8 protein-coding genes are annotated in these 11,304 nt (G+C 64.6%); 5 read left to right on the top strand and 3 right to left on the bottom strand.

All coding sequences use genetic code 11. The annotated features are described in order from the left end of the window. The first annotated feature begins 67 nt into the window (after nucleotides 1-67). The 4 genes from KF759_RS05250 to KF759_RS05235 all read left to right on the top strand — a co-directional run bounded on the left by KF759_RS05250 (nucleotide 68) and on the right by KF759_RS05235 (nucleotide 4,312). Nucleotides 68-769: an HAD-IB family phosphatase gene (locus KF759_RS05250; protein WP_291223359.1), complete on the top strand. Its 702-nt coding sequence runs from the start codon at nucleotides 68-70 to the stop codon at nucleotides 767-769. Nucleotides 770-871: 102 nt separating this feature from the next. Then, entirely contained in the window at nucleotides 872-2,242 is a 1,371-nt protein-coding gene (locus KF759_RS05245; protein ID WP_291223358.1) for a glutamate-1-semialdehyde 2,1-aminomutase, read from the top strand. Nucleotides 2,243-2,358: 116 nt separating this feature from the next. Next, a complete protein-coding gene (locus KF759_RS05240; protein ID WP_291223357.1) occupies nucleotides 2,359-3,402 on the top strand; it encodes a TraB/GumN family protein in 1,044 nt (347 codons plus the stop codon). Between the two features lie 97 nt (nucleotides 3,403-3,499). Then, nucleotides 3,500-4,312 carry a hypothetical protein gene (locus KF759_RS05235; protein ID WP_291223356.1) on the top strand — a complete coding sequence of 271 codons (813 nt, stop codon included), beginning with the start codon at nucleotides 3,500-3,502 and terminating at the stop codon, nucleotides 4,310-4,312. An 82-nt stretch (nucleotides 4,313-4,394) separates the two neighbouring features. On the opposite strand, the gene kynU is transcribed toward KF759_RS05235, so the two are convergent. From kynU to KF759_RS05220, 3 genes are read right to left on the bottom strand one after another with little or no spacing between them, the layout of a single operon-like run. Beyond that, nucleotides 4,395-5,675 (bottom strand): kynureninase, encoded by a 1,281-nt coding sequence (kynU, locus tag KF759_RS05230; protein WP_291223505.1) that lies wholly within the window; start codon nucleotides 5,673-5,675, stop codon nucleotides 4,395-4,397. Nucleotides 5,676-5,683: 8 nt separating this feature from the next. Further along, nucleotides 5,684-6,217 (bottom strand): hypothetical protein, encoded by a 534-nt coding sequence (locus KF759_RS05225; RefSeq protein ID WP_291223355.1) that lies wholly within the window; start codon nucleotides 6,215-6,217, stop codon nucleotides 5,684-5,686. Nucleotides 6,218-6,221: 4 nt separating this feature from the next. Then, nucleotides 6,222-7,829: an amidohydrolase family protein gene (locus KF759_RS05220; RefSeq protein ID WP_291223354.1), complete on the bottom strand. Its 1,608-nt coding sequence runs from the start codon at nucleotides 7,827-7,829 to the stop codon at nucleotides 6,222-6,224. On the opposite strand from KF759_RS05220, the gene KF759_RS05215 reads away from it, so the two are divergent. Beyond that, nucleotides 7,787-11,304: S8 family serine peptidase (locus KF759_RS05215; protein ID WP_291223353.1), on the top strand; the 3,518-nt coding region annotated here is incomplete at its 3' end. The genes KF759_RS05220 and KF759_RS05215 overlap by 43 nt on opposite strands.

Raw genomic sequence — 11,304 nt, 5'->3', positions numbered from 1 at the left:
CGCAGGAAAGACGGTTTTTCTACCCTGCGCCACGGTGCAATCGGGTGGCCGGTTGCGGGGTTAGCGCGTGCCCAATTGGACCATTCTTTGTGATTTCGACGGCACCATCTCCGTCGAAGACATCACCGATACGCTGCTGGTGCGCTTTGCGCGATCCGGCTGGGAAGAGATCGAACAGGCGTGGAAGCGCGGCGAGATCGGCTCGCGTGAATGCATGGCGCAGCAGATCGCCTTGCTCGACGTCAGCCGTGCCGAACTCGATGCACACCTGGACCAGATGTCGATCGACCGTGACTTCGCGGCGTTCGCCACTGCTGTCGAGGAGGCAGGCCTGCCGATGACGGTGCTCAGCGACGGGCTGGATTATTCGATCCGCCGCATCCTCGGTCGCAACGGTCTCGCGCGCCTGCCGGTAGCAGCCAATCATCTGATCGCCAGCGGCGAACGCAGTTGGCGGCTCGAATTTCCCTACGCCAACGTCGATTGCCGCAGCGGCAATTGCAAATGCGCAAGTTCGGCCATTGCGCACGGCGAGCGGCAGCGGGTGCTGGTGATCGGCGATGGCGCCTCGGATTTCTGCGTCGCCGGCAGCGCCGATTTCGTGTTCGCCAAGCATCGTCTGGTCGAGCATTGTCGCGCCGCCGGAATCGCCCATCTGCGCATCGACGGCTTCGCCGACGCACTTGCCTTGCTGCCGCGCCTGCTTGCCGGCGAGCTGGACGCGTTGCATGCCGCGCCCACGCCGCTGCCATCGCTGCGGGTGGCCTGAACCGCCTCGCGGCGCGACGATTTCGCTTCATGCCGAGTGCAAGCAAGGCGGCGATCCGCTGCGCGCTGTGCACGCCACAATCCTGATTCCGGAGCAATTGCCTTGAACATCGACAACACCGCTCAATCCACCACCGATCTGGTTGCCGGTCTCGACACCAGGCGCAGCGCACAGTTGTTCGATGCGGCGTGCAAGTTGATTCCGGGTGGCGTCAACAGCACCGCGCGCGCAACCTGGTCGGGCTGGTCGCCGTATCCGCTGTTCGTGAAAAGCGGGCAGGGCTCACGCGTCACCGATGTCGATGGCAACGAATACATCGACTACCTGCTCGGCCTCGGCCCGATGATCTTCGGGCATCGCCCGCCGCGCGTGACGCAGGCGGTGGTCGACTTCATCCAGAACCGCGGCACGGTGTTCGCACTGCCGACCGAAGACGAGGCGCGTCTCGCGCAGAAGGTCATCGACGCGGTGCCGAGCATCGACCAGGTGCGCCTGTGCAACACCGGTACCGAAGCAGTGTTGTATGCCACGCGCCTTGCGCGTGCGTTCACCCGGCGCCACAAGATCATCCGCTTCGAGGGCATGTACCACGGCTTTTCCGATGGCGTGTACTGGAGCAAGCACCCGGCGATCGACAAGGCCGGTCCCGATGCGCATCCGATCGCGGTGGCGCAGGGCCCGGGCATGCCGCGCGGCGTCGAAGACAATCTCATCATCCTGCCGTGGAACGATCCGCAGGCACTGGCCGAGACGATCCAGCGCGAAGGCAGCTCGATCGCCGCCGTGCTGACCGAGCCGGTGATGTGCAATACCGGTTGCATCCTGCCGCAGCCGGGTTATCTCGAAGCCATGCGCGAGATCACGAGCAAGCACGGCATCGTGTTGATCTTCGACGAGGTGATCACGGGCTTTCGCTTGGGACTGGGTGGCGCGCAGGCGCGGCTGGGCATCAAGCCGGATCTCTCGGTGTTCGCCAAGGGCATCGGCGGCGGCTTCCCGGTCGCAGCGATGGGCGGACGCGCCGACATCATGGCGCTGGTCGCCAATGGCACGGTGTCGATGGCCGGCACCTACAGCGCCAACGGCATCGCCATCGCCGCGGCCAATGCGGCGCTCGACGAGCTCGCAACGCCGGGTCTGTACACACAGCTCGATGCGGTTTCCGATGAACTGCGCGCGGGCCTGGGCCAGGTGCTCGCCGACGCGGGCCTGCCGGCCTATGTGGTCGGCATCGGTCCGCTGATGCAGGTGTGGTTCGCGCGCGAGCCGATCCACAACTACCGCGATGCCGAGCGCCGTGCCGACCAGGAAATCTTCCGTCGCTGGTGGCAGGGCATGCTCGCGCGCGGCGTGCTGTTCCATCCTGGCGCCTACGAAAACCTGTTCGTGTCGACCGCGCATACGCGCGCGGACATCGCCGCGACGCTCGCCGCGGCACGCGAGGTCGCAGGCGAACTCGCACGCAGCGTTTGACGCGTTTCACCGGGTGTCTTTATCGGCGATGAACATGGCACGCGCGGCAACGAAATATTGACGCATCCGGACGCCCGGTTCAGGAACACTGCGTGCCCCTGAACCGAGAGCTATCCATGCGCGCACTGTTCGCCGGTCTGTTGTCGTGCCTGTTTGTTTCGAGTGTCCCTGCGCTTGCGCAGGAGCCGCCTGCAGCCACGGCCGACGGCACCACGGCCCAGCTCGATACCGTGGTTGTGACCGGCGAGCAACCGGGTCCCGGTCTGTGGAAGGTGAGCAAGGGCGATCATGTGTTGTGGGTGCTGGGCACTCAGTCGCCCTTGCCGCAGAAGATGCAGTGGCGCGCCAGGGAAGTCGAAGAGCGCGTCGCGCAGTCGCAGGCCGTGCTGCTGTCGCCGGGGCTGTACATCAAGTCCGGCGTCGGGTTCTGGGGCCGTCTGGCCTTGATCCCGTCCTTGATCGGCATTCGCAACAATCCCGACGGCAAGAAGCTCGCGCAGATCGTGCCGGCCGAGCAGTACGCACGCTGGCAGCCACTCAAACAGCGCTATCTGGGGCGAGGCAACAAGGTCGAGAAATGGCGGCCCTTGTTTGCCGCGATGGAACTCTACAGCGAGGCGATCAAGCGCAACGGCATGACCGGCGGCAACGATCTGATCGGTGAGCGGGTCGCGGCGTTCAGCAAACAGGCCGGCATCAAGCCGACTGCGGTGAAGGTGACGGTGGAGGTCAAGCAGCCGCGTGCCGCGATCAAGGAGTTCAAGCATTCCACGCTCGATGACCTCGACTGCTTCAGCAAGACACTCGATCGCATCGAGGCCGATCTGGACAACATGAAGTTGCGCGCCAATGCCTGGGCTACAGGTGATATCGATGCGCTGCGCGCCTTGCCATACACCAACCAGTATGTGGCATGCATGGAGGCGATGCAGAGTGCGACCGTGCTCAAGGATTTCGGCGACGTCGGTGTGCAGACCAAGCAGGCCTGGATCGAGGCTGCGAGCAAGGCGCTGGAGACCCATGCAAGCACGGTAGCGCTGTTGCCTATCTCGGACATCATCGGCGACGAAAAATATTTGTCGGCCCTTGTGGAGCGCGGCTATCGCGTCGAAGCACCCGACGAAGTCGATGAGGTTCCAGCGACTGCCGCGCAACCCTGATCTCCAGTTGCGCGCCCGCGCGATTCCCCTTTACAAACCGAGGGGCTTGGCGCCACCATGGATCGTTCGCATTTGCAATCAATCCAGGGGAACGACGATGACGGCAGGCTGGGTCAAAAAATCCGTGAGCGCGGTGGCAGCGGCGATGACGATGTGCGGTGTGGCGCAGGCAGAGCCCGCGCAGGCGCTTGATCGCATCAGCGTCTGGATCGGTGGTTCGGTGCTCGACACGCGTGCGGATCTGGACGCCACCCACACGTCGGTGGGGTCGCTGTCGAAGATCGATCTCGGCAAGGGCAGCCAGACTGTCGGGCACGCGCGTCTGGACTTGCTGGTGTTCGATTCGCAGGGATTCAGTTTCGACTATTACTCATTGGGACGTTCCAAGAACCACTCGCGTTCGGGCATGTTCGAATACGATGGCGACATCTACGATCTGCAGGCAGGTCTGCATAGCGACTTCGATGTCTCGCTCGGTTCGGCGGCCTATCACTGGTGGTTCGGCAGCAACGCCGACGTGTTCGGTGTTGGCGTGGGCGCCGCGTTCTACCGCGCCGAACTCCAGCTCGACGGCACCGCGATCATCAACGGCATGCCGCCCGTGAGCGAGCATACGAGCTGGAGTGGCACGGCGGTTGCGCCGACCTTGACACTGGCCTACAAGCATGCGTTTTCCGATTCGCTGCGCCTGTACGTGGATGCGGGCGGCGTGAAGAAGAATGGCGGCTCGCTGTCGGGCCATCTCTACGACATTCGTGCCGGTGTCGAGTGGTTCCCCTTCAACAATGTCGGTTTTGCGGTGGAGTACGGCAAGACCGCGGTAAGCCTGTATCGCGAACGCATCAGTTCGAGTGCGGCGCTGGATATCGATTTCCACGGACCATCGCTGTTTGCGCGCATGCGTTTCTGAACTTCGCCTGGCGATGCAGATTTGCAAAGGCCCGCCCTGTGCGGGCCTTTGTGCATTCCGGATTGGCCTTGCGCTGTAATGCTCAGCGCTGCGCGTCGGCCCAGCTGCGCGCGACGCTCACGAAGCGCAGGCAGTCGAGGTGGCAGTTGTACAGCGGTGTCGGCGCGGCGCGGATCACGTCGGGCTCGCGCCAATCGGTGATGATGCCGTGGCGGGTCAGATGCTCGAACAGCGATCGGCCCGCCTCGCGTGAACCACGCACGCGCAGCGAGAGCTGGCAGCCGCGACGCGCCGGGTCGGCGGGCGTGACGATGTGCAGCACGTCGCCGAGGTGCGCGCGAATGAGTTCGGCGAAGTACGCGGTCAAGCTGCGTGATTTCTTCAGCAGCGCAGGCATCGTCGCCTCGCGGAAAATTTCCAGCGAGATGCGCAGCGGGGCCAGCGCGAGGATCGGTGGATTGGACAACTGCCATCCATCGGCCCCGGGTGCGGCGACGAAACCGGGCTCCATGCGAAAGCGCGTGCCCTGGTCATGCCCCCACCAGCCGGCCAGGCGCGGCAAATCGCTGCGTGCATGGCGCTCGTGGACGAAGCAGCCAGCCACCGCGCCCGGCCCGGCGTTGAGGTACTTGTAGCTGCACCAGACGGCGAAATCGCAGCCCGCATCGTGCAGGTTGAGCGCCACGTTGCCAACTGCATGGGCCAAGTCGAAGCCAACCCGGCAACCCCGGGCCTGCGCGCTGCGCGTGATCGCGGCGAGGTCGAATGACTCGCCGGTGCGGTATTGCACGCCGGGCAACAGCACCAGCGCGGTGCGTGCGCCGTGTTCATCGATCGCGCGGGCGATGGCAGTGGGTGAAAACGTGCCTTCGGCTTCGTCGGCGTCGATTTCGATCAAGGCCTGCGCCGGATCGAGACCATGCAGGCGAATCTGCGACTCGACTGCGTGGCGGTCCGATGGAAACGCGCCGCGTTCGATGAGAATCGCATTGCGGCTTGCGTCGGGACGATAGAAGCTCACCAGCATCAGGTGCAGGTTGACGGTGAGGGAGTTCATCGCCACCACTTCCTGCGGTTGTGCGCCGACCAGCAGCGCCAGGTCGTCACGCACGAACTGGTGGTAGGGCATCCACGGATGACGGCCGCGAAAGTGCGCCTCGACCGCGAGGTCTCGCCAATCGTCGAGTTCGTCGAGCACGGCCTGACGAGTCGCGCGTGGCTGCAGGCCGAGCGAGTTGCCGCAGAAATAAGCCTGCGGGTGACTGGCGTCGTGAGGCGGGATCAGGAACCGGTCACGCAGGGCGGCCAGCGGATCTGCGGCGTCGCGAGCCAGCGCATCGTTTTCGGCAAGTGGCGGATCCAGCTGCGTGCTCACGGTGTGATCGAAGCAACCACGCGTTCGCAATCGGCGTCGAACTGCGCCGTCCAGGCCGCCTGCGCGGCGGCGGGCAGCGGCCGCTGGCAGCGCACTTCCACGGCGATATTGCCGACCAGTCGCGCGACATCGCGCACGCGGTAGCGGGTCTTGCCGCGGGTGACGAAATACTGACGGACGCCGGCATCCTTGTTCGCCGGGTCGATTTCGAAGCCGCTCTGCGAGCGTGCGCGTTCGAATTCCTCCTGGATGGTTGCCGCAAATGCCGACGCATCGGCAAGCTGGCGCGTCTTGACCGTGGCGGTCGTGCTGTCTTCGCTTCCCTGTGCGCCTGGATCGGGGATGAAGAACGCAATCGCCTGCGGATTGCCCTCTTTCTTTTCCATCACCGAGTTCCACGGCGAAGGCGCCTTGAAATTCACCTTGCCATCGTTGAGCGAATAATCGGTTTGCGGCGAAGTCTGCGCACACAGGGCCGATGTGGCCAGTGCGAGCGTGGCAGCGAGAGTCGGGATTGACAGGGATTTCACAGGGTCACTCCGGCGGGTTGGCAAAGCGGGAAAGCGGCAGGTCGAGCCAATCGAGCGCGCTGCGGTGGAACAGCCTCGCCTGGTCGTCGGCGGGCAGCCCCAAGTCCGCGATCGCGCGGCCCGGCGCCTGTTCGCCCAGCGGGAACGGATAGTCACTGCCGAGCATGACGCGCTCGGTGCCTGCCACGTCGAGCAGGTAGCGCAGCGCGGCCTGGTCGTGAACGCAGGAGTCGAACCAGATGCGGCCAAGATACTCGCGCGGATTGCGCGCATTGTCGGTGGCGACCAGATCCGGACGCATGCGGAAACCATGTTCGATGCGGCCGATGGTATACGGGAATGCGCCGCCGCCGTGGGCGAAACACAGGCGCAGCTTGGGCAGGCGTTCGAGCACGCCGCCGAAGATCAGGCAGCAGATCGCGCGCGCCTGCTCGGCCGGCATGCCGACCAGCCACGGCAGCCAGTATTTGGGCATCGATTCCGCGCCCATCATGTCCCACGGGTGGACGAGAATCGCCGCGCCCAGCGCCGCGGCGGCCTCGAAAAACTCGAACAGTTCGGCAGCGTCGAGGTTCCATTGGCCGCAATGCGATCCGATTTGCACGCCAGCCAGACCCAGCTCGTCGATGCAGCGTTCCAGTTCCCGGATGGCGAGCGTTGGCGATTGCAGCGGCACCGTGCCGATGCCGATGTAGTTGCGCGGAAACCGCCGGCAGACGCTGGCGGTGTGCTCGTTGAGGAAGCGGTGCAGCTCCTGCGCCTGATGTGGCTGGGCCCAGTAGGAAAACAGCACGGGTACGGTTGAAATCACCTGGACGTCGACGCCGAATTTCGCATAGTCGGCGATGCGCACTTCGGGATCGAAGGCGCTGGCCCAGACCTCGCGGAAGAATTTGCCGTCCTTGTAGATCCGGTGCCGCCCCTCGGTATGCACCATCACCGGGAAACGGGGCTCGCCAAAGCGAGACGCGAAATCAGGCCAGTCCGGCGGCAGGATGTGGGCGTGGGTGTCGATCTTGAGCATGATCGCGGAGTCTAGGGCAACGCCGATCAAGTCGCACAGCCGCCTGGCAAGCGGAGATCGGCGAAAAGCAGCCGGGTGCGGGGCCGAGCGACCAGCGCACGCAATGCAAAAATGGGGGCAGGCAACCCTGACGGCAGAGCTGCGCTGGCTGCATGGGTGCACTGCGCTGGTGCGCGTGTTCCGGAACAGGTTCGCGCAGAAAATGCGGCAGATGCAGCATGGGCCGAAGCAAGCTTGCCGTGTTAGGCTTGCACGATGTTCGCTGTGCGGGCGCGGACCGAGTCGATCCGCGTGTCCCGTGCCGCGGGCTTGGGTTGCGGTTCGGGATTGCCGGTACGCGCCTTGCGCGGATCGACGGGACGCCCGGAATGTGACTTGGCGGGTTGTTGTTGCGAACTGCCGTGAGGCAATGTCGCGGGTGTTGGGGCTGTATCCGATGCCAAAGATGGCAATGGTGTGGCCATGCCGCTGGTGCAGTCTGCCGATGGCAAGGTCGTGGTCGTGGTCGTGGTCGTGTCGATCGTACTTTTCTGGGGAGAAATTCCATGCGTAATCTTTTGTCCCTCGCCATCGTGCTGGCGCTGCCAATGGCAGCGAGCGCGGGCGAACAGGACTGTCTGGTGTCGTTCGCGGGTGCCCAGCAGAATGTCTGCACGGGTGAGGCTTCGACGTCCGCAGCCAATTTGCAGAATCTGCTTTCGCTTGATGCGGTGAAGGACTCGAGCCTGCGCCTGGTCAAGTTCTCCGGTCCGATCACGGCCGCGCAGCGTGCTGCGGTCGAAGCGGCCGGCGCGCGCATCATCAGTTATGCGCCCTACAACGCCTACATCGTGCGCATGCCCGCCGAGCGCGACCATGCGATGCACGCGATCGACGGTGTGAACTGGAGCGGCCCGCTGATGCCGGCGCTCAAGATCGACCCGAATATCTACAACGAGCTCAAGGCCGGCAACATCGTCAGCGGCCTGGGCATCGACGCGCTGGAAATCTCGCTCGACAGCCAGGCTGGCAGCGTCAGTCTGCAGAGCGCGTTCTCGAGCATTCCCGGCGTGCTGGCCACGCAGGTCATCAACAGCGGCGATGATGTGCGCGTGCGCGCCACCTTTGCGCGCGCGCAGCTGGCCAACACGATCGAAGCACTTGCATTGCGTGACGACGTGCTCGCGGTCGGCTTCCACAGGCCGGTGCGAGCGTCGAACTCGCAGGGCCACTGGCTGCACCAGAGCAACATCTCTTCGCCGCCGACGTACTCGGTCTGGGACAAGGGCATCTACGGTTGCGGCCAGATCATCGGCGAGCTCGATACCGGCGTGTACATGGACAACATCGCGTTCAGCGATCCCAACCACACGATGCCGATCGACATCTGCACCACGGGTGCGAGTTGCCCGGTGATTGCGGCACCTAACTACGCCGCGCGCAAGGTCGTGGCCTACTACAAGTGGTCGGGCCTTTCCGGCACGGGCTGGGAAGACAACCACGGCCACGGTACCCACGTTGCCGGTTCGATCATCGGCAATGACAACGGCTTCGATCTGGGCAACAGCTGTGCCGGCCTGCCGGCTCCCAACGGCACCAGCAACCTGGTCGGCATGGCGCCCTACGCCAAGCTCGTGATGCAGGAGTCGGGTGCCAACCTCGCTTATCTCAACACCATGGGCGGCACGCCCTACCACGCAGCCGACACGGCCTATCAGAACGGCGCGCGCATCCACAGCAATTCCTGGGGCGGTGGCTGTACCGACCAGTTCGGAGCATGCGTTTCCGGATGCACCGTGACCTATGACCAGATGGCACGCGACGCCGATTCGGTCATGGCCGATCGCGACGACCTGCTGGTGGTGTTCGCGGCAGGCAACGATGCCACCGCCTGCCCCAACGGCAACAACGTGGGCAGCCCCGGCAACGCCAAGAACGTGCTGACGATCGGCGCGACCGGTCGCGGCACCGCCGGCAACAACATGGCGAGCTTCTCCTCGCGCGGCCCGACGCTCGACAGCCGCACCAAGCCTGATCTCGACGCCCAGGGCAGCAGCATCATCTCGGCCGGACGCAGCGCTTCGGGTACCGTGACGATGAGCGGCACCTCGATGGCAACGCCGACCGCGGCGGGCAATGCAGCGCTCGTGCGCGACTATCTTGCCAATGGTTTCTACCCGAGCGGTGTCAAGACGCCGGGCGATGCGATACCCAATCCTTCGGGTGCCTTGATCAAGGCGATCCTCGCCGCCGGTGCGTTCAAGATGACCGGCACGGGTGCCAACGCCAACCCGGGTCAGGATCAGGGTTATGGCCGCATCCTGCTCGACGATTCGCTGTTCTTCGCGGGGGATGCCAGCAAGCTGTTCATCCATGACGAGACCACCGGTCTGCAGACAGGTGGCGTGGCCAATTTCCAGGTCACCGCAGTCGGCAGCCAGCGCCTGACCTTCGTCCTGAACTGGAGTGACGTTCCCGGCGCCGTCAATGCGAGTCCGGCAACCGTCAACTCGCTGCGCCTGGAAGTGCAGGCACCCAACGGCGATGTCTGGACGCAGAAATTGCCGGCGGGCTACAACGTCAACAATGCCAATCCGACGCAGAGCATCACCACGACGGATTATGACGGCATCAACACCATGCAGCGTATCCAGTTCGATACGCCTGCGGCTGGTCCGTACCAGATCCGCGTTCGCGGCATCAACGTGCCGACCGGCCCGCAGACATTCGCGTTGGCGGTCACCGGCAACTTCGATCTCAGCACCGATCCGGACTACCTGCTGTCGCCGACGCCGGGCTCGATGTCGATCTGTGCCGGTACGCCCGCCAGCTACTCGATCGGCGTGCGTAGTCTCTATGGCTTCACCGATCCGGTCACGCTCAGCACCTCGAGCTTGCCTGGCGCAACCACCAGCGGCTTCAGCGTCAATCCGGTCACGCCGGCCGACCCGGCTGCGGTCAGCGTGCTCACGATCGGCAATACCGCGGGCCTTGCCAGTGGCAGCTACCTGTTCAGCATCGATGGCATCTCCAGCGGCGGTACGCCGATCAGCCACAGCACGGGCGCCACGCTCAACGTCAACGCGGCGATTCCCGGTGCCGTTGGGCTGACCACGCCTGCCGACGGCGCCACCGGTACGGCAACGATGCCGGCGTTCGCTTGGGCCTCCGATCCCGAAGCGCAGGGCTATGTCATCGAAGTTGCCACCGACTCCGCGTTCACCAACATCGTTGCCACCGGCACGACGTTGACGAACAGCTGGACCTCGAACGTGCAGCTGGCGCCGAACACCTTGCACTACTGGCGCGTCAAGGCGAACAACACCTGCGGCCAGAGCACGTCGACGGTGTTCAGCTTCACCACCGCCAACCTGATCTGCAGCACGGTCAACACGGCGATTCCCGACAACAACACGACCGGTCTGAGCAATTCGATCACGGTGGCTGATACCTCGACCCTGACCAATCTCAAGGTCTCGATCAAGGGCACGCACACTTGGGTGGGTGACCTCAAGTTCCAGCTCTCGCGCGGTGCGGGCAACGTGATGATGGTCGACCGTCCGGGCTACACCGGTTCGGGCTTCGGTTGCAGCAACAATGACTTCGACATCGTGCTCGATGATGCCGCGACCACCCCGGTCGAGGGGCAGTGCAATGCGACGCCGCCGGCGCTGTCGGGTGTGGTCAAGCCGAACAATCCGATCAATTCCGTGTTTGCGGGCGCACCGTTCAACGGCACCTGGACGCTGACGGCGAGCGACAATGCCGGCGGCGACACCGGCAGCCTCGCCGAGTGGTGCCTGATCCCGACCACCGCGACCGGGGCCACCTACACGGTGGGCGGCAGCGTGAGCGGTCTCACGGGTTCGGGCTTGGTGCTTTCGCTCAATGCCGGCGCGCAGACCTTGCCAGTCGCCGCGGATGGTGCGTTCACCTTCCCGACCGGCCTGACTGGCGGTGCGAGCTATGCGGTCACGGTGGGCACCCAGCCTGCGGGCCAGGTCTGCAACGTCAGCAATGGCAGCGGCACGATAGGCAGCGCGAACGTCACCGACGTGGCGGTGACCTGCACTGTGGCCTCGAA

The sequence above is a fragment of the Dokdonella sp. genome (assembly GCF_019634815.1).
Classification (GTDB): Bacteria; Pseudomonadota; Gammaproteobacteria; order Xanthomonadales; family Rhodanobacteraceae; genus Dokdonella_A.
Note: the sequence above shows the minus strand (reverse complement) of the source record. Positions and strands in the feature narration are given on the sequence as shown.

Bases quoted from the DNA above. Each gene is read 5' to 3' on its own strand.
- KF759_RS05240 (WP_291223357.1), top strand. From the start codon at position 2,359: ATGCGCGCACTGTTCGCCGGTCTGTTGTCGTGCCTGTTTGTTTCGAGT.
- KF759_RS05235 (WP_291223356.1), top strand. From the start codon at position 3,500: ATGACGGCAGGCTGGGTCAAAAAATCCGTGAGCGCGGTGGCAGCGGCG.